At 72.3% G+C, this 18,135-nt stretch carries 18 protein-coding genes; 13 read left to right on the top strand and 5 right to left on the bottom strand.

The genetic code is table 11. The annotated features are described in order from the left end of the window. Window positions 1-74 precede the first annotated feature (74 nt). Both FXF60_RS01425 and FXF60_RS01420 read right to left on the bottom strand, forming a co-directional pair. Window positions 75-1,406 carry a M18 family aminopeptidase gene (locus FXF60_RS01425; RefSeq protein ID WP_151523455.1) on the bottom strand — a complete coding sequence of 444 codons (1,332 nt, stop codon included), beginning with the start codon at window positions 1,404-1,406 and terminating at the stop codon, window positions 75-77. Further along, the gene (locus FXF60_RS01420; protein WP_151523454.1) at window positions 1,403-3,274 is read right to left on the bottom strand and encodes a DUF349 domain-containing protein; all 1,872 of its coding nucleotides are present in this window, start codon (window positions 3,272-3,274) and stop codon (window positions 1,403-1,405) included. The genes FXF60_RS01425 and FXF60_RS01420 overlap by 4 nt, the downstream gene beginning before the upstream one ends. Before the next feature lie 100 nt (window positions 3,275-3,374). On the opposite strand from FXF60_RS01420, the gene FXF60_RS01415 reads away from it, so the two are divergent. Beyond that, window positions 3,375-4,073, top strand: a complete 699-nt coding sequence (locus tag FXF60_RS01415; protein WP_151523453.1) for an MBL fold metallo-hydrolase — start codon at window positions 3,375-3,377, stop codon at window positions 4,071-4,073. 1 nt (window position 4,074) lies between these two features. On the opposite strand, the gene FXF60_RS01410 is transcribed toward FXF60_RS01415, so the two are convergent. Continuing rightward, window positions 4,075-4,773, bottom strand: a complete 699-nt coding sequence (locus tag FXF60_RS01410) for a GTP pyrophosphokinase (protein WP_151523452.1) — start codon at window positions 4,771-4,773, stop codon at window positions 4,075-4,077. 73 nt (window positions 4,774-4,846) lie between these two features. Between FXF60_RS01410 and hisS the strand changes: the two genes are divergently transcribed. Beyond that, window positions 4,847-6,247, top strand: coding sequence for a histidine--tRNA ligase (gene hisS / locus FXF60_RS01405; RefSeq protein WP_151523451.1), 1,401 nt, complete (start codon window positions 4,847-4,849; stop codon window positions 6,245-6,247). A 434-nt stretch (window positions 6,248-6,681) separates the two neighbouring features. Here the strand turns inward: hisS and FXF60_RS01400 are convergent, their stop codons facing one another. Then, window positions 6,682-7,362, bottom strand: a complete 681-nt coding sequence (locus FXF60_RS01400) for a peptidylprolyl isomerase (protein WP_151523450.1) — start codon at window positions 7,360-7,362, stop codon at window positions 6,682-6,684. A gap of 145 nt (window positions 7,363-7,507) precedes the next feature. Here FXF60_RS01400 and FXF60_RS01395 point away from each other — a divergent pair, with 145 nt between their 5' ends. The 9 genes from FXF60_RS01395 to hisIE all read left to right on the top strand — a co-directional run bounded on the left by FXF60_RS01395 (window position 7,508) and on the right by hisIE (window position 15,177). Further along, a complete protein-coding gene (locus FXF60_RS01395; protein WP_151523449.1) occupies window positions 7,508-7,828 on the top strand; it encodes a YerC/YecD family TrpR-related protein in 321 nt (106 codons plus the stop codon). Between the two features lie 59 nt (window positions 7,829-7,887). Next, complete coding sequence (gene hisG / locus FXF60_RS01390) at window positions 7,888-8,796, top strand: ATP phosphoribosyltransferase (RefSeq protein ID WP_151523448.1); 909 nt, start codon at window positions 7,888-7,890, stop codon at window positions 8,794-8,796. Beyond that, window positions 8,793-10,100 (top strand): histidinol dehydrogenase, encoded by a 1,308-nt coding sequence (gene hisD / locus FXF60_RS01385; RefSeq protein WP_151523447.1) that lies wholly within the window; start codon window positions 8,793-8,795, stop codon window positions 10,098-10,100. The genes hisG and hisD overlap by 4 nt, the downstream gene beginning before the upstream one ends. Beyond that, window positions 10,097-11,224, top strand: a complete 1,128-nt coding sequence (gene hisC / locus FXF60_RS01380) for a histidinol-phosphate transaminase (protein ID WP_151523446.1) — start codon at window positions 10,097-10,099, stop codon at window positions 11,222-11,224. The genes hisD and hisC overlap by 4 nt, the downstream gene beginning before the upstream one ends. Continuing rightward, window positions 11,221-12,315 carry a bifunctional histidinol-phosphatase/imidazoleglycerol-phosphate dehydratase HisB gene (gene hisB, locus FXF60_RS01375; protein WP_151523445.1) on the top strand — a complete coding sequence of 365 codons (1,095 nt, stop codon included), beginning with the start codon at window positions 11,221-11,223 and terminating at the stop codon, window positions 12,313-12,315. The genes hisC and hisB overlap by 4 nt, the downstream gene beginning before the upstream one ends. Then, window positions 12,312-12,914 (top strand): imidazole glycerol phosphate synthase subunit HisH, encoded by a 603-nt coding sequence (gene hisH, locus FXF60_RS01370; protein ID WP_151523444.1) that lies wholly within the window; start codon window positions 12,312-12,314, stop codon window positions 12,912-12,914. Before hisB ends, hisH begins: the two co-directional genes overlap by 4 nt. A gap of 35 nt (window positions 12,915-12,949) precedes the next feature. Beyond that, complete coding sequence (gene hisA, locus FXF60_RS01365) at window positions 12,950-13,705, top strand: 1-(5-phosphoribosyl)-5-[(5-phosphoribosylamino)methylideneamino]imidazole-4-carboxamide isomerase (protein ID WP_238335632.1); 756 nt, start codon at window positions 12,950-12,952, stop codon at window positions 13,703-13,705. Next, complete coding sequence (gene hisF, locus FXF60_RS01360; protein WP_151523442.1) at window positions 13,702-14,475, top strand: imidazole glycerol phosphate synthase subunit HisF; 774 nt, start codon at window positions 13,702-13,704, stop codon at window positions 14,473-14,475. Before hisA ends, hisF begins: the two co-directional genes overlap by 4 nt. An 81-nt stretch (window positions 14,476-14,556) precedes the next feature. Continuing rightward, a complete protein-coding gene (hisIE, locus tag FXF60_RS01355; RefSeq protein WP_238335631.1) occupies window positions 14,557-15,177 on the top strand; it encodes a bifunctional phosphoribosyl-AMP cyclohydrolase/phosphoribosyl-ATP diphosphatase HisIE in 621 nt (206 codons plus the stop codon). Between the two features lie 37 nt (window positions 15,178-15,214). On the opposite strand, the gene FXF60_RS01350 is transcribed toward hisIE, so the two are convergent. Beyond that, a complete protein-coding gene (locus tag FXF60_RS01350; RefSeq protein ID WP_151523440.1) occupies window positions 15,215-15,820 on the bottom strand; it encodes a hypothetical protein in 606 nt (201 codons plus the stop codon). Window positions 15,821-16,138: 318 nt separating this feature from the next. Here FXF60_RS01350 and xerD point away from each other — a divergent pair, with 318 nt between their 5' ends. Together xerD and FXF60_RS01340 are read left to right on the top strand one after the other, a co-directional pair. Continuing rightward, complete coding sequence (gene xerD, locus FXF60_RS01345; protein WP_192796546.1) at window positions 16,139-17,116, top strand: site-specific tyrosine recombinase XerD; 978 nt, start codon at window positions 16,139-16,141, stop codon at window positions 17,114-17,116. A gap of 123 nt (window positions 17,117-17,239) precedes the next feature. Then, window positions 17,240-18,124 (top strand): ParA family protein, encoded by an 885-nt coding sequence (locus FXF60_RS01340; RefSeq protein WP_151523439.1) that lies wholly within the window; start codon window positions 17,240-17,242, stop codon window positions 18,122-18,124. Window positions 18,125-18,135 lie beyond the last annotated feature (11 nt).

Below are 18,135 nucleotides of genomic sequence, written 5' to 3'. Positions count from 1 at the left end.
GATCAGGGAGCCGACCGGATTTCGACTGTGCTTCTGCTCGCCATGGCGACGTTTCGAGTAGTCGAATTCGGGGGTCAGGCGGGGGCGAGGAAGGCGGCCAGCGCCGCGGCATACCCCGCCTGGTCCACCGTCCCGCAGATCTCCCGGGTCGAATGCATCGACAGCACCGGGGCCCCGAAGTCCACCGTCGTGGCACCGGTCAGGGCCGAGGTCACCGGCCCGACGGTGGAGCCGCAGGGCAGGTCGGAGCGCGTGACGAAGGTCTGCATGGGCACGCCCGCCTGCTCGCAGGCGAGCGCGAAGGTCGCCGCCCCGAGGGAGTCGGTGGCGTAGCGCAGGTTGGTGTTCACCTTGAGCACCGGACCACCGTTCATGACGATCGGGTGCCCCGGCTCGTGCCGCTCCGCGTAGTTCGGGTGGGTCGCGTGCGCCATGTCGCCGGAGGCGATGACGGTCCCCGCGAGCGAGCGCCAGTAGTCCTCCCGCCCGCCGCCGGCCGCGAGCACGATCCGCTCCAGCCAGGACGGCAGGAAGGTCGACTGCGCTCCCCGCTCGGAGGTGCTGCCCACCTCCTCGTGGTCGAAGAGGACGATCAGCGGCATCGACGCCGCCTCGCCGGGCGTCGCCACCGCCTGCAGCAGGGCGCGGACGGCGGCATACGACGTGGCGAGGTTGTCCAGCCGTGCCGACGCGATCAGCTCGCCCTCCCCACCGGTGCGCCGGGCGGGGCTGAGGTCGTGGGTCATGGCGTCGAAGCCGAGCAGGTCGTCCGGGGAGACGTCCACCTGCCCCGCCAGCCAGTCGCGGAAGCGAGCCGGCTCCGCTCCGGTGCTCCAGTGCGGCGCGAGGTGCTCCTGGTCGTTCAGGCGCAGGCCCTCGGAGCGGACCGTGCGGTCCAGGTGGATCGCGAGCTGGGAGACGCGCAGCAGCGGGTCGTCGCAGCGCCACAGCAGCTGGCTGACGCCGTCCGGCGCGGTGGTGTCGCGGACGGCCACCCGGCCGGAGAGGCCCAGGTCGCGGTCCAGCCAGGAGTTGGTCAGGGCGCCGCCGTAGACCTCGACGCCGAGCATCTGCCACCCGGCCCGGGACCAGTCGGGCTGCGGCTTGATCCGCAGGTTGGGTGAGTCGGTGTGCGCCCCGACCACCCGGTATGCCGTGTGCGCCGGCCGGTCGGCCGGCAGGTGCGCCGTCGACCAGGCGATGAGCGAGCCACCCCGCCGGACCACGTAGCTGCCGGGCGCGGACGGCGTGGGCTCTGTCTCGGAGACCTCGGTGAATCCGGCCCCGGTGAGCAGCTCCTGTGCGGCGTGCACGGCGTGGAAGGGTGACGGGGAGGCGTCCAGGTAGGCGCAGAGGCCGTCGGCGACCTCGCCGACCTGGGTCGCGAGACGAGCGATGCTGCTCACCGGCCGAGGCCTCCTCGGGCCGACTGCAACCAGGTCTTCTTGGTGGACAGCTCGGCCTCCAGGTCCTGGGCCTTCTTCTCGTCGCCTGCGGCCTGGGCGGCGGACAGGTCAGCCTCCAGGCCCTGGACCGCCCGCTCCAGCTGGTCGACCATGGACTGGGCCCGGGCGTTCAGCTCCGGATCGGTGCGCTTCCACTGCGAGTCCTCGATGTCGCGCACCTTCTGCTCGACCGAGCGCAGCCGGTTCTCGACCCGCTTGATGTCCGCACGCGGGACCTTGCCGGCGGCGTCCCACCTGTCCTGGATCTTGCGCAGCTCGGCCTTGGCCTGGTCCAGGTGACCCTCGTCGACGGTGATCGCCTCGGCCTCGACGAGCAGCCCCTGCTTCACCTTGAGGTTCTCGGCGAACTCCGCCTCCTCGGCAGCGACGACCTCGTCCTTGGCGTCGAAGAAGGAGTCCTGCGCGGCCTTGAACCTGGCCCACAGGGCGTCGTCGTCGGCGCGGGAGGCCCGGCCGGCGCGCTTCCACTCCTGCATGAGCCGCTTGAAGGAGCCGGCCGTCGCGCCCCAGTCCTTGCTGGTGGACAGCGCCTCGGCCTCGCGGACCAGCCGCTCCTTGACGGACTTCGCCGTCGCGTGCTCCTCGTCGAGCTGGGCGAACCAGGACTTGCGCATCTTGTCGAAGCCGCTGCGGGCGTGGCTGAACCGCTGCCAGAGCGAGTTCTCCAGCTCCTTGTCCAGCCTGGGGCCGGAGCGCTGGTGCGCCTTCCACTCCTCCAGCAGCTCCCGGACCCGGGTGCTGCTCTGCTTCCACTGCACCTTGGACGGCTCCGTCGCGGCGAGCTTCTCCGCCTCGACGACGAGCTTCTCCCGCTCCTGCGCGGCCTCGGCCTTGGCCCTGACCCGCTGCTCCTGCTCGGTGCGGGAGCGGGTCCTGACCTCCTCCTCGAGGTGCGTGACGACGGTGGTGAGGGCGGCCAGGTCGCCGACGACGTGGGCCTCGCCGATCTGCTCCTTGAGGTGGGCCAGCGACTGGCGCGCGTCGTGCGCCGACACCTCGGTCCCGGCGAGCCGGGCCTTGAGCAGGTCGGCGGAGGCGAGCATCTCGTCGTACTTGCGGGCGAAGTAGGCCAGGGCCTCCTCCGGTGATGCACCGGGGTAGGAGCCGACCTCGCGCTCGGAGCCGTCGGCGGCGATGACGTAGACGGTGCCGTCCTCGCCGACGCGGCCGTGCTTCATCGACTCGCTCGGGTCCGGGTGCGGCTCCGGTGTCGCGCCGGCGCCGGCAGGAGCGGGGCGCGGGGCGGCCGGCTTGCGCGTCGCGAACATGGACGGGGAGGGCGCGGCCGGTCGCGGGGTCGGTTTGGGCGCGGCCGGGGTCGGCGCAGGCGCTGCCTCGGCGGGTGCGTCCGCGGCCGGCGCCTCCGCGGTCGGCTCGGCCGGAGGCTCGGCGGTGACCTCCGCGGCCGTCTCGTCGGTGGCAGGCTCGACGGGAGCCGCGGCCGTCTCCTCCGCAGGTTCGCTCGGGAGGTCGGCCGGCGTCTCGGGTGCCTGGTCGGCCTCCTCAGCGGGGGCGTCGACGGCGTCCGTGGCCGGCTCGACGGGAGCCTCGGCGGTCTCCTCCGCAGGTTCGCTCGGGACGTCGGTGGGCGCCTCGGCAACCTCCTCGGCCGGCGTCTCGGCGACCTCCTCGGCCGGAGCGTCCGCGGCCTCCTCCGCCGGCTCCGTGGTCCCGCCGACCGGCGTCGGCTCGGCGTCCTGGGTGGCAGCCACCTGCGGTTCGGCGGCCGGCTCCTCTGGCTGGGACGGGGACGGCGTCTGCTCGGACACGGTGGTGGCCTCTCCTGCGGGGACCGCGAGCGCGACCATCGGGGTCGCCTCGACATGGCGTGGACGCCCCCGACCATACCCAACCGTGCAGGCCCGGGGCCTGGTGAGGTCCGGCCGGCTGCGTGCGTAGGGTCAGGTCATGTTCGTCCGCAGCATCGTCGCCGACGCCTTCGCCACCAACTGCTACGTCCTCGCCCCGGCCGAGGGCGAGGAGTGCCTCATCGTGGACCCCGGCATCGGCGTCGAGCAGCGCGTCCAGGACGTCCTCGCCGAGCACCGCCTGCGGCCTGCCGCCGTGCTCCTCACGCACGGTCACCTCGACCATGTGTATGCCGTGACCCCGGTCTGCGGAGGGACGACCGCGGTGAGTCCGTTCATCCACACCGACGACCGCTATAGGTTGCGGGACCCGCTCTCCTCGCTCGGTCCGGAGCTCGTGCTGGCGCTCGAGCAGCAGTTCGGCCGGTCGGCGACCTGGACCGAGCCGGAGGACGTCGTGGAGATCGCCGACGCCCAGGAGATCGAGCTGGCCGGGATGCGGATCGGGGTGGCCCACGCTCCCGGCCACACCGAGGGATCGGTGCTGTTCACCACCACAGGGGTGCCCGAGGGCATACCGTCCGACGAGCTGGACCGGACGGTCATCTCCGGCGACGTGCTCTTCGCCGGGTCGATCGGCCGGACCGACCTGCCGGGTGGTGACGCTGCCGCGATGCAGCGCAGTCTGCGTGACGTGGTGCTGCCGCTGGCCGACACCTCGCTCGTGCTGCCGGGGCACGGCCCCGCGACCACGATGGTCCGGGAGCGCCGCACCAACCCCTACCTGAGCGGGCTCTGAGTCACCTCTCGGTGCTCGACCCCCCACCGTGCAGCTCGCGGTGCAGCCGGTGCATCCGGGCGTCCAGCTCGGCCGCGCTGTCGGCGGCGGTCTTGAGCTCGGCGAGCAGGCTGCTCGGCACGTTGCCGTCGTACTTGTAGTGGATCTTGTGCTCGGTGCTCGCCCAGAAGTCCATGGCGATGGTGCGCAGCTGCACCTCCACCGGCACCTCCACCGTGCCGGTGGACAGGAAGACAGGGATCTCGATGATGGCGTGCAGGCTCTGGTAGCCGTTGGGCTTGGGGTCGGCGATGTAGTCCGAGACCCGGCGGATGGTGATGTCGTCCTGCTGGGTCAGCAGGTCGAAGATGCGGTAGGCGTCGGTGACGAAGCTGCAGGTCACGCGGATGCCGGCGATGTCGGTGATCTCGCGGCGGATGGTGGGCAGATCCATCGCCAGCCCTCGACGGAGCACCTTCTCCCGCAGGCTGTCCGGTGACTTGACCCTGCTCGAGACGTGCTCGATGGGGTTGTAGTCGTGCATGTGGGAGAACTCGTCGCGCAGGATCTCGATCTTGGTCTCGACCTCGCGCAGGCCGAACTCGTACTCCAGCAGGAAGCGCTGCAGCTGCTCGCCGACCTCCCGCAGCTGCGCCGGGGTGATCGCCTCCCTCGAGGAGAAGTCGAGGGACGGGGTCTGGGCAGCTCCGGCGGTGCTCATGCACACCACTATGCCCCGACATCGTGGGCACGGCCTGGGAGGGGCACGGCATACCCCTCGATAGAATCGTCCGGTGATCTCCCCCCGCACGCCGTCCGGTGTCCTCGAGCTGCTGCCGCCGGAGCAGGTCGCCTTCCAGCGGATGCTGGACTCGATCCGTTCCGGCTACGAGCGCTTCGGCTTCCTGCCGATCGAGACACCGGTGTTCGAGCGCTCCGACGTGCTGCTCACCAAGACCGGCGGGGAGACCGAGCGCCAGGTCTACTTCGTGCAGTCGACCGGGGCGCTGGAGAAGTCACGGACCCAGGACGCCGAGGACGAGGCCCTGCCCGAGCTCGCGCTGCGCTTCGACCTCACCGTGCCGCTGGCGCGCTACGTCGCCGAGCACCAGCACCAGCTGACCTTCCCGTTCCGGCGCTACCAGATGCAGCGGGTCTACCGCGGGGAGCGGCCCCAGCGAGGCCGGTTCCGCGAGTTCTACCAGTGCGACGTGGACATCATCGGCTCCGGCGAGCTGTCGGTGCGGCACGACGCGGAGGCGCCGGCCATCATCAACGCCATCTTCACCGACCTGGCGATCGGCGCCTTCACCATCCAGATCAACAACCGCAAGCTGCTGCGCGGCTTCTACGAGGACCTCGGGATCGTCGACCCCGAGACCCAGGCCGCGGTGCTGCGGGAGGTGGACAAGCTCGACAAGCGTGGACCGGACTACCTGCGGTCCTCGTTGACCGGGGAGCACTTCGGGCTGTCCACCGAGGTCGTCGAGCAGATCCTCGACTTCGTGCAGACCCGGTCGACGGGGCATACGGACGCGCTGAGTCGGCTGGACGCCGTGGCCGCGGCCTCCAAGGGCAGCACTGCCCTGGCCGAGGGTGTCGCAGAGCTGCGGGAGGTCCTGTCCCTGGTCCGGGCGCTGGGCGTGCCGGAGGACAGCTACTGCCTCAACTTCTCCATCGCGCGCGGCCTCGACTACTACACCGGCACCGTCTACGAGACCACGCTGGACGAGCACCCGGAGCTGGGGTCCATCTGCTCTGGCGGCCGGTACGACGACCTCGCGGGGCAGTACACGAGCTCGCGCCTGCCCGGCGTCGGCATCTCCATCGGGCTGTCCCGGCTCTTCTGGCAGCTGCGCGAGGCCGGGCTCATCGACGCCTCGGCGGGGGAGTCGACGGTGCAGGTCCTGGTGCCGCAGGTGGACGCCGACCTGCTGGACGACCAGCTCGCGCTGGCCTCCCAGCTGCGGCACGGCGGGATCAACACCGAGGCGGTGCTCGACGGCGGCAAGCTGGGCAAGCAGCTGCGGTATGCCGACCGGGCCGGCATCCGCTTCGTCGCCATCCTGGGTCGGCAGGAGATGGCCGACGGCACGGTGACGCTCAAGGACCTGCGCCGTCAGGACCAGTTCACCGTGCCCCGCGACGAGGTCGTCTCGGCGCTCAAGGTGGAGCTGGCCCAGCCCCTCGTCTGAGCTCTGCGGCCCATCACTCGTCATGCGTAGAGCACCGGCAGGGCGAGCGCGGGTCATTCCCAGGCTGGTCGCGTGTGCCTTCGTCGTGGGAGGGGCGACAGCGTGTCTGGGGGATCCTCCCGCCGACCCCGAGACTGCCCCGTTGGAAGTGGTTCTCGACGGGTGTGCCCTGAACCGCACCGAGGTGGCCGAGGGAGAACATGACGTGGCGCTCGTGGGAGAGGGGAGTCTGGTGGTGACCGACGAGGGTGGTCGGGAGGTTCTCACCTTGCCTGGTGGTTCCAGGACATTGGTCACCACGGTGCAGACCTACACCTTCACCTGCTCGGTCGGGGACGAGCAGACATCCTCGACCCTGACATCACGATCCACGTCACAGGAGTGAGAAGTGGGGGTCCCCGACCGCCCGTACAACGTCGGCCGTGGTCGACGACTCAGTCGTCGATGGTGACCGAGAGGATGCTGATCGGCTGAGCCGGGGTGCTGCCACCGGAGGTGCCCTGGGCCGCGATCGACTCCACCATGTCCAGACCGCTGGTCACCTGCCCGAAGATGCTGTAACCACCTCCGTCGACCGGCAGCTGGGTGTCGTCGTAGACGATGAAGAACTGACCGCCGTTGCTGTCCGGGTCCTGCGTGCGCGCCATCGCGACCGTCCCGGGCGGATAGGCCCCGTCCGCCGGGGCGTTCTCGATGCCGAAGCCGTAGCCGGGGTTGCCACGACCGGTGCCGGTCGGGTCGCCGCACTGCAGCACGAAGATGCCGCTGGTCACCAGGCGGTGACAGGGGCTGTCCTCCCAGTAGCCCTCCTGCGCGAGGAACTCGAAGGAGGCCACGGTCTGCGGCGCGTCCGCGGCATACAGCTCCAGCTCGATGTCGCCGCAGTTCGTCTCCACCGTGGCGTCCACCACCTCCGGGCCTCCGGACTCCGGCTCGGGCAGGTCGTCCTGGGCGTAGGTCTGCGGCTGGTCCGGCGCGGCGGGCGGGTCCTCGCAGGCAGGGGCTGGTCCAGCCGTGTCCTCCGCCCCGGAGAACGTGGCCTCGCCCCCGCACGCGGTCAGGACGAGGAGCAGGGCGGCGGCGCAGGCGAGCGAGGGTCGGGTCACGACGCGCATCCTGTCACGTGCCCGGGCAACCACGAGCGACGCCCGGTGGGGCCGGGGGCAACCATGCGCGGCGCCCGGTGGATGTGGGAGGAGCGGATGCGTCGTGTTAGCGTAATAGCGCATTGGTACACACCCCGTGACGAGGAAGGCCACGATGAAGCAGCGGGAGGACGCCGCACGCGCCGAGACGGCGCGCGCCGACCTCGCCCACGTGCTCGCGCGCCTGGGCGATGCCGCGGCCGTCGACGCCTTCCTCGAGGACCTGTGCACACCGGCCGAGATCGAGGCTCTGGCGGACCGGTGGTCCGTGGTGCCGTTGCTCGCCGACGGTATGCCCTACCGCCAGATCCACGACGTCACCGGGGTGAGCGTGACCACCGTGGGGCGGATCGCCCGGTGCCTCGACGCCGGCGCCGGAGGCTACCGCGCCGCGCTGGAGCATCGTCGCGAGCATCCCGAAGGGCTGGCGGGCTGATCGCCCGACCCTGCCCGACCCCTCAGCCGACAGACCACCTCCCGTCCCGGAAGGCCCCGATGACCCCGCCTGCCCAGCCACGCGACCGCCTGCGTGTGGCGATCCAGAAGTCCGGCCGCCTCGGCGAGCCCGCCCGAGAGCTGCTCGCCTCGTGCGGCCTGACCTGGCGGGAGAGCCGTGACCGGCTCTTCTGCTACGGCGAGAGCCTGCCGGTCGACCTCCTGCTGGTCCGCGACGACGACATCCCGGGACTCATCGCCGACGGCGTGTGCGACCTCGGGATCGTCGGTCGCAACGTGCTCGTCGAGCACTACCTGGCGCGCCAGGCGCAGGGCAGGGGAGCCCACCTGACCGAGTGGCGCCAGCTCGGCTGGGGGACCTGCCGCCTGGACATCGCCATCGACGAGGAGCGGGAGTGGTCCGGCCCGGAGCAGCTGGCCGGCCTACGGATCGCCACGTCCTATCCGCACACGCTCGGGCGCTGGCTGACCGAGCACCAGGTCGACGCGGAGCCGGTCGTGCTCAACGGGTCGGTCGAGATCGCGCCCCGGCTGGGCCAGGCGGACGTCGTCTGCGACCTGGTCTCCACCGGCGGCACCCTCCGGGCCAACCAGCTCAAGCCGGTCACCACCATCCTGCACAGCGAGGCGGTGATCGCCGGACCGGGTGGACAGCTCGACGACGGGCGTCAGGAGATCGCCGACCTGCTGCTGCGCCGGCTGGACGGCGCGGTGCAGCTCAAGGAGTCACGACTGCTCATGCTGCGGGTGGAGCGGCCGTTGCTCGAGACCGTGCTGCCGCTGCTGCCCGGGGGCCACGAGCCCACGGTCATGGCGGTCGACGGCCGGGACGAGGTCGCGCTCCAGATGCTGGTGCACGGGTCGGTCTCGTGGGCGCGGCTGGAGGACCTCAAGCGCGCCGGCGCGCACAACCTCATGGTCCTTCCGGTGGAGGGGATGCTGGCATGAAGGTCCTGACCTGGGACGACCTGGACCGGACGAGCCGGAGCGAGGCGCTACGCCGGGGGACCGCCGCCGCCGGCCCGGAGGTCACCGCCGGGGTGGCCGCGATCGTGGAGCGGGTGCGGGCCGGGGGCGACCGCGCCCTGCGCGAGCTCACCGCACGTCTTGACGGCGCGCAGCTGGACTCGCTCACCGTCTCGCGCGAGCAGCGGGACGCCGCGGTGGCCGGCCTCGACCCGTCGCTGCGCGCCGCCATCGCCGAGGCGGCGGGCCGGATCCGCGCCTTCCACGAGGCCGGCATGCAGCAGGGGTATGCCGTGGAGACGGCTCCAGGGGTGATCTGCCGGCGGGTGGTCCGTCCGATCCGCAGGGTCGGGCTCTACGTCCCCGCGGGATCTGCGCCGCTGCCCTCCACGGCCCTCATGCTGGGCGTGCCGGCCCAGCTCGCCGGGTGCCCGGAGGTCGTGCTCGCCACCCCGCCGCGGCCGGACGGCACGGCCGACCCGACGGTGCTGGCGGCGGCCGCGGAGTGCGGCATCGAGCAGATCGTCCTGGTCGGTGGCGCCCAGGCGGTGGCGGCGCTCGCCCACGGCACGGAGAGCGTCCCCGCGTGCGACAAGATCTTCGGCCCGGGCAACGCCTGGGTCACCGAGGCCAAGCGCCAGGTGAGCACCGCCGAGGGTGGTCCGGGCATCGACCTGCCGGCCGGCCCCTCCGAGGTCGTGGTCATCGCCGACTCGGGCGCTGACGCCGAGTTCGTGGCGGCGGACCTGCTGTCGCAGGCTGAGCACGGTCCCGACAGCCAGGTCCTGCTCCTCACCGACTCCGCCGAGCTCGCGGAGCAGGTCGCCGAGCAGGTGGCCGCCCAGGTCGAGACGCTGCCCCGCGCCGACATCGCCCGCAAGGCACTGGCCTCCTCTCGGCTCATCGTCACCGCTGACCTGGACACCGCCGTGGCGGTGTCGAACGACTACGCCCCGGAGCACCTCATCCTGGCCCTGCGGGACGCGGAGGAGTGGGTCCCGCGGATCGACCGCGCCGGGTCGGTGTTCATGGGCGACCACACCCCGGAGACCCTCGGGGACTACTGCTCCGGCACCAACCACGTTCTGCCGACCGCCGGCGCGGCCCGCTTCACCGGAGGGGTCAACGTCGCCGCCTTCCAGATCGCGATGACCGTGCAGCGGGCCACGCCGGCGGGACTGGCCGCGGTGGGCCCCTGCGCCGTGGCGCTCTCCGAGGCGGAGTCGCTGCACGCCCACCAGCGGGCGGTCACCCGCCGGCTGGCCCGGCTGCAGGAGGTGCCATGACGCCGCCCCAGGACGACGTGGGCTTCCCCCTGCACCTGGTGCGGGAGGACCTGCGCGACTTCGCGGGATACTCCTCGGCGCGGACCAGCGCGCCGACCGGCATACCGAGCCGGATCTGGCTCAACGCGAACGAGTCCGGCGTGGCCAGCAGCGCCGACGCCGACGGCAGCGCACGCCGCTACCCGGACCCGCAGCCCGCGGCGCTCGTCGAGGCCTTCGCCGACCTCTGGGCGACCACCCCGGACCGGGTGGTCGTCGGGCGCGGCAGCGACGAGGCGATCGAGCTGCTCGTCCGCAGCCTGTGCCGACCGGGCGGGGACGCCGTGGTGGTCACCTCGCCCACCTTCGGGATGTATGCCGTCTCCGCCCGGTTGCACGGGGTGCCGGTGATCGAGGTGCCGCAGGTCGACGACGAGCTGCGCTGGCGGGTCGACACGGCCGGCGTCGCAGCGGCGGCGCGGGAGAGCGGCGCACGCGTGGTCTTCCTCGCCTCACCCGGGAACCCCACCGGGTCCGTCGTGCCGCTGCGGGAGGTCGCCGCCCTCGCCGACGAGCTGGCCGACCAAGCGGTGGTGGTCGTGGACGAGGCCTACGGCGAGTTCGCCGCCCAACGGTCCGCGGTGACGCTGCTCGAGGAGCACCCGACGCTCGTCGTGCTCCGCACCCTCTCCAAGGCGCACGCCCTCGCCGGGGCACGCGTCGGCATCGCGCTGGCGCACCCCGACCTGGTGTCGGTCCTGCGCCGCGTCCAGGCCCCCTACCCGCTGCCCACCCCGGTGACCGAGCTCGCGCTCCGCGCGCTCGGCGAGTCCGGGCTGGAGGCCACCGGGAGCCACGTCGGCGACGTGCTCCGGCTGCGTGACCAGGTGGGGCGGTGGCTGCGCGACCTGGACGGCATCCGCACCGTCTACGCGAGCGAGGCCAACTTCTTCCTGGTCCGCTGCGACGACCCGGACGCGCTGCTGCATACCCTGGGCGCCGCAGGCATCGTCGTGCGCGACATGCGCCACCTGCCCCGGCTGCAGGACGCGCTGCGCATCACCATCGGCACCGGGCCGGAGATGGAGGCCCTGCGCGCCGCCCTGAGCACCCCGCCGACCACCACCGAGGAGAACCCCGCATGAGCCCCCGCCCGATCTGCTTCGTCGACCGCGACGGGACCATCATCGTCGAGCCGGAGGACCGCCAGATCGACGCGCTGGACAAGGTGGCCTTCGTCGACGGCGTCATCCCGGCGCTGCTGCGCATCCAGGCGGCCGGCTTCGACCTGGTCATGGTCAGCAACCAGGACGGGCTCGGCACCGAGTCCTTCCCGCAGCCGGACTTCGAGGGCCCGCACCAGCTGGTGATGCAGGTGCTGACCAGCCAGGGCGTGACCTTCAAGGACGTCTTCGTCGACCCCCACGTGGGTGGACCCGAGGCGCCGTGGACCCGCAAGCCCGGCATCGGGATGGTGGCGCACCTGCTCAAGGACCGTAGCGTCGACTGGGACCGCAGCGTCATGGTGGGCGACCGGGCCACGGACGCCGAGTTCGGCGCCAACCTCGGCATCGCCTCCTTCCTCGTGGGTGAGGACGGCGGCACGGGCGAGCCGCGCACCACCTGGGCCGAGGTCGCGCACCAGCTGGCCGACGCCCCGCGCACCGCGCGGGTGGAGCGCGCCACCTCGGAGACGTCGATCACCGTCGAGGTGGACCTGGACGCCACCGGCGGCAGCCGGATCAGCACCGGCATCGGGTTCTACGACCACATGCTGGACCAGCTCGCCAAGCACGGCGGCTTCCGCCTGCACGTCCGGTGCGAGGGGGACCTGCACATCGACGACCACCACACCGTGGAGGACGTCGCCCTCGCCGTCGGCGAGGCCATCCGCACCGCCCTGGGCGACAAGCGGGGGATCGGGCGCTACGGCTTCATCCTGCCGATGGACGAGGCCCAGGCGACCGCCGCGATCGACCTGTCCGGGCGGCCCTACTTCGCCTACGAGGGGAGCTTCGACCGGGAGAGCGTGGGCGACTTCTCCACCGAGATGGTGGAGCACTTCTGGCGCTCCTTCGCCGACGCGATGCGGTGCACCCTGCACCTGTCGGTGACCGGTGGCAACACCCACCACAAGATCGAGGTGGGCTTCAAGGCGGTCGCCCGGGCGCTGCGGATGGGGATCGCCCGGCAGGGTGACTCCACCGAGCTCCCGACCACCAAGGGCGTGCTGTGAGGGTCGCCCTCGTCGACGGGGGCGGCACCAACATCGGCTCGGTCAGCTATGCCTTGGAGCGGCTCGGCGCGACCAGCCGGCTGACGGCCGACCCCGCCGACATCCTGGCCGCCGACCGGGTGATCCTGCCCGGCGTGGGGGCCGCGGGCGCCGGCATGCGACGACTGCGGGAGCTGGGCCTGGTGGACACCTTGGCGCAGGTGCAGGCGCCCCTGCTCGGGGTATGCCTGGGCATGCAGCTGCTCTTCGAGCGCTCCGCGGAGGACGGCGGGGTGGCGACCCTCGGGCTCGTCCCCGGCGAGGTGGTGGGCATACCGGGCGGTCAAGGGGTCCGCGTGCCGCACATGGGGTGGAACGCCCTCACCGGACTCGCCGACGACCCGCTGCTGGCCGGGATCGAGGACGGCGACCGTGCCTACTTCGTCCACTCCTACGCCGCCGCGCCGAGCGCGCACACCCTCGCGCGGACCGTGCACGGGGAGCCGTGGACCGCCGTGGTGCGATCCGGCCTGCGGTGGGGTGCGCAGTTCCACCCGGAGAGGTCGGCGTCGGTCGGCGCGCGGCTTCTGCGAAACTTCCTGGTGGAGGTCGATCGATGACGCCAGGCCTCCGCACCGACACCGGAGAGAACTCTGTGAGCCACACCGGACCGTTCACCGTCTATCCCGCGATCGACGTCCGCGCAGGTGCCGTCGTCCGGCTGCACAAGGGTGACTACGACCAGGAGACGCGCTACACCGACAACCCGGTGGCCGTGGCGGAGAACTACGCCCGGTCCGGGGCGGCGTGGCTGCACCTCGTCGACCTGGACGCCGCACGCGCCGGGGGCTACACCCTCATCGGGACCCTGACGCGGATCGCGGAGACGACCGGCCTGCGGGTGCAGACCGGGGGAGGGGTCCGGCACGAGGACGACGTACAGCAGCTGCTGGACGCCGGGGCCGAGCGGGTCGTCGTCGGCTCGCTCGCGGTGCGGGAGCCCGCGACCGTCGTCGGGTGGCTGGACCGCTTCGGCCCGGAGCGGATCACCGTGGCCCTGGACACCAGGATCGGCGAGGACGGCACCTGGGTGCTCCCGACCTCGGGCTGGACCTCGGTGGGGGAGCACGACCTCACCACCACGTTGCACCAGTACGGCGACTCGGGGCTGCGGCACGTGCTGTGCACCGACATCGGCCGGGACGGCACGTTGTCCGGCCCGAACTTCCACCTCTACACGATGCTCACCCGCTCCAACCCGGCGCTGCAGGTCCAGGCCTCCGGCGGTGCCCGGTCGGTCGACGACGTGCGCGCCGCGAAGCGTCACGGCTGCGCGGGGATCATCCTGGGCAAGGCGCTGCTCGAGGGTCGCCTCACCGTGGGCGACGCGGTTCGGGAGGAGCAGGTATGACGCTGGCCCGCCGCATCATCCCCTGCCTGGACGTGCGGGAGGGCAGGGTGGTCAAGGGCACCCGCTTCCGCGACCACCGCGACATGGGCGACATCGTCGAGCTCGCCGAGCGGTATGCCCGGGAGGGGGCCGACGAGCTCGTGTTCTACGACATCACCGCCAGTCCCGAGGGCCGCGGCGTCGACGTGGACTGGGTCGAGCGGGTGGCCCGTGCGATCGACATCCCGTTCTGCGTCGCCGGCGGCATCCGGTCGGTGGACACGGCCCGCGCGGTGCTGCACGCCGGCGCGGACAAGGTGTCGGTCAACACGCCCGCCACCCAGCGGCCCGCGCTGGTGGGTGAGCTGGCCGACGCCTTCGGTGTCCAGTGCGTCGTGGTCGGCGTGGACAGCCTGCGGGACGCGGACGGGCAGTGGCGGATCCGGCAGTTCACCGGCAGCCCCGAGGCCACGCGTGCGCTGCCCACCACCACGCTGGACTGGGTGCGCGAGGTCGTCGGGCTGGGTGCCGGGGAGGTCGTGCTCAACTGCATGGGCTCGGACGGCGTGCGCGACGGCTACGACGTCGAACAACTGACAGCTGTCCGGTCCCTGTGCCCGGTGCCCCTCGTGGCCAGCGGTGGCGCCGGCGCGCCGCAGCACTTCGTCGACGTCTTCCGCGAGGCGGACGTCGACGGCGCGCTCGCGGCGACGGTCTTCCACGACGGGTCCATCCCCATCCCGTCGCTCAAGCGGACCCTGGCCGACGCGGGGATCGAGGTCCGCTCATGACCGACCGAGCGTCACGAATGGATGTCTCATGACCGACCGAGCGTCACGAATGGATGTCTCATGACCGACCGAGCGTCACGAGTGGTTGCGCCAGACGTGGGCTTCGGGGTCGGCGACGTCGACTTCTCGAAGACGGACGGGATCATCCCCGGCGTGGTGCAGCACGCCCGGACCCGCCAGGTGCTCATGGTCGGCTTCCTCGACGAGCAGGCGCTGACCACGACGATCCAGACGGGCCTGGCCACGTTCTACAGCCGGAGCCGCGGCGCCCAGTGGACCAAGGGGGAGACCAGCGGCAACGTCCTCCGGGTCGAGGGCATCGAGCTGGACTGCGACCGGGACACCCTGCTGCTCCACGTCATACCCACCGGCCCCACGTGCCACACCGGTGAGCAGACCTGCTTCGACCCCGGCGCCCGCCCCGGGTCGTTCGTGCACGAGCTGGACGAGCTGGTGCGCGGACGTCACGAGGAGCGGCCGGAGGGGTCCTACACCACGACGCTCTTCGACGCGGGGGTGCGGCGGATCGCACAGAAGGTCGGGGAGGAGGGTGTCGAGACCGCGCTTGCCGCGGTGGCGCAGGACGACGAGGCGCTGCTCGGCGAGTCGGCCGATCTCGTCTACCACCTGCTGGTCCTGCTCCGCTCCCGCGACCTCGGGCTCGCTGACGTCGAGAGGGTGCTGCGCGAGCGGCACGGCTGAGGGTCGCGGCACCGGGCCGGGGGGCCGGCGCAGGCGGTTAGCGTCGCGCGCGCAGGCCCACCTCCGCCAGCTCCAGGTCTGCGAGGGCACGCAACGCCTCGGGGTCGCCCGAGGTCCAGGCGCCCACCGGGTCGGGGACGAGCCGCTGCAGCCGCCGAGGATGCTGACGCACCAGCGCGCGGAGGGCCAGCAGCTGCACCGACTCGGGGTCGTCGAGCTCGCCTCCCAACGAGCGTGCGCGACGGACCCAGGCGAGGCGCAGCAGCGCCCACACGAGCACCACGACGAGGATGGGCGTGCCGGCGCTGAGCAGGCTCACCAACCAGGCGACGGTCGTGACCGACCCCTCCAACCGGTCCCCGGCAGTGACCAGGTCGGTGCCGACCCCAGCCGCTCCGGTGAACGGTGCCTGGAGGTCGTCGCCGACGAGGGGGATCTCGGTCACCCGGCCGGCGACGTCGTTCATCCGGGTCTGCAGGCCCGTCCCGGCCGAGCGCAGCGGGTCCGCGGGGGCCGCGAGCGTCATCACCAGGCCGAACACCCACCGCCCGACGAGCACCCAGACCACCACCCAGCCCAGGACGAACAAGTCCGCCGCGACCTGGCGGGTGCGACGGACGGGAGCATCGGCATACCAGCGCATGGGGCCATCCTGACCCACGCGACCCCCGCCCTCACCCCGACCGGCCGCACGTTTTGCGCGGACTGGCCGCACGTTTTGCGCGGACTGGCCGCACGTTTTGCGCGGACCGGCCGCACGGTTTGCGCGGACTGGCCGCACGACCATGCACAGTGCGCGGTCGGTCGACACAAACCGCGCGGTCGGTCGATACAAACCGTGCGGCCGGTCGACACAAACCGCGCGGTCGGTCGATACAAACCGTGCGGTCGGTCGACGCACACTGCGCGGTCGGTCGACGCAAACCGTGCGGCCGGTCGGAGTGCTGAGAGGATCGGAGGCGTGACCCCAGAGCCGCCTGCGACCCCGACGCCGCTGGCGCGTGCCGCGGGGGACTGGCTGGACCACCTGCGGGTGGAGCGGGGCAGGTCCGAGCACACGCTAAGGGCCTACCGGCGAGACCTGGACCGCTACGTCGCCTTCCTCGCCGCCCGCGGGGTCACCGCGCCGGACGAGGTGCAGGAGCAGCACGTGAGCGACTTCCTCGCCCACCTGCGCACCGGCGACGAGGACCACCGGCCGCTGGCCGCCACGTCCGCGGCCCGGGCCGTGGTGGCGGTCCGGGGTCTGCACACCTTCCTGGCGGGCGAGGGTGAGTCGGCCGACGACCCCGCCCGCGCCGTCGCCCCGCCGACCCCACCGCGGCGGCTGCCCAAGGCGCTGGGCGTCGCGGAGGTGGAGCGGTTGCTGCAGGCGGCGGCGCTCGGCGACACCCCCGCGGCCTTGCGCGACCGGGCGCTGCTCGAGGTGCTCTACGGCTGCGGTGCGCGAGTCAGTGAGGCGATCGACCTCGACGTCGACGACCTCGACCTGGCCCGGCCCGAGGACGGGGACGCGGACGGGCTCCCCGGGGTCGTGCGGCTGTTCGGCAAGGGCCGCAAGGAGCGGATCGTGCCCATGGGACGGTATGCCCGTGACGCGGTGGACGCGTGGCTGGTCCGGGGTCGGCCCGAGCTCGCGCGCCGGGGCAAGGGCACGCCCGCCGTCTTCGTCAACGCCCGGGGCGGACGGCTGTCGCGGCAGTCGGTCTGGACCGTCATCAAGGCGGCCGCGGAGCGGGCGGGTCTGGGCGACGCGGTCTCGCCGCACACCCTGCGCCACTCCTTCGCCACCCACCTGCTCGACGGGGGCGCGGACGTGCGGGTGGTCCAGGAGCTGCTCGGGCACGCGTCCGTCGCGACCACCCAGATCTACACGCACGTCTCCACCCAGCACCTGAGGGAGGTGTATGCCCAGGCCCACCCGCGGGCGCGGGGCTGAGCGCATTGCCAACCCTCGACCTCAGGTCGAGGTGCAGAGGAGTGACCCGACCTGGACCCGTGGATTAGGGTCGGAGCGATCGGCGGGACGCCGACCACCACCGAACGGATCTGGAGACACCACGTGAGTCACGACCGGCTGCCCGGCACCGAGACCTCGGGCGTGGGCCAGGAGGGGCCCACCGGCCGTCCGCTGCCCGACTTCCCCGTGCCCGAGCCGCTGGCCAGCCACGGCCCCGCGCGCATCATCGCGATGTGCAACCAGAAGGGTGGGGTGGGCAAGACCACCACGACGATCAACCTCGGCGCCGCCCTCGCGGAGTACGGCCGGAAGGTGCTCATGGTCGACTTCGACCCGCAGGGCGCGCTCTCGGTCGGTCTCGGGGTCCGGACGCACGAGCTGGACGTGACGATCTACAACCTGCTGGTCGAGCGGGGGCACGACGTCCGCGACGTCATCCAGCCGACCGCGGTGCCCGGGATCGACGTGCTGCCGGCCAACATCGACCTGTCCGCGGCCGAGGTCCAGCTGGTCGGGGAGGTCGCCCGCGAGCAGGTCCTGGCCCGCACCCTGCGTGCCGTGGTGGACGACTACGACGTCGTCTTCATCGACTGCCAGCCCTCGCTCGGGCTGCTCACCGTCAACGCGCTGACGGCGTCCCACGGCGTCATCATCCCGCTGGAGACCGAGTTCTTCGCGATGCGCGGGGTGGCCCTGCTCATCGAGACGATCGAGAAGATCACCGACCGGCTCAACCCGCGGCTGGAGATGGATGGGATCCTCGCCACGATGTACGACGGTCGCACCCTGCACTCCCGTGAGGTCGTCCGCAGCGTCGTCGACCACTTCGGCGACACCGTCTTCCACACCGTCATCAGCCGGACCGTGAAGTTCCCCGACGCCACCCTCGCCGCCGAGCCGATCACCACCTACGCCAGCACGCACTCCGGCGCGGAGGCATACCGTCAGCTCGCCCGCGAGCTCATCGCGCGGGGCGGCGCCCCCTGAGCGAGGTCGGT

The organism is Serinicoccus kebangsaanensis (assembly GCF_008919445.1).
Classification (GTDB): Bacteria; Actinomycetota; Actinomycetes; order Actinomycetales; family Dermatophilaceae; genus Ornithinicoccus; species Ornithinicoccus kebangsaanensis.
This window is presented reverse-complemented; position numbering and strand designations above follow the sequence as displayed.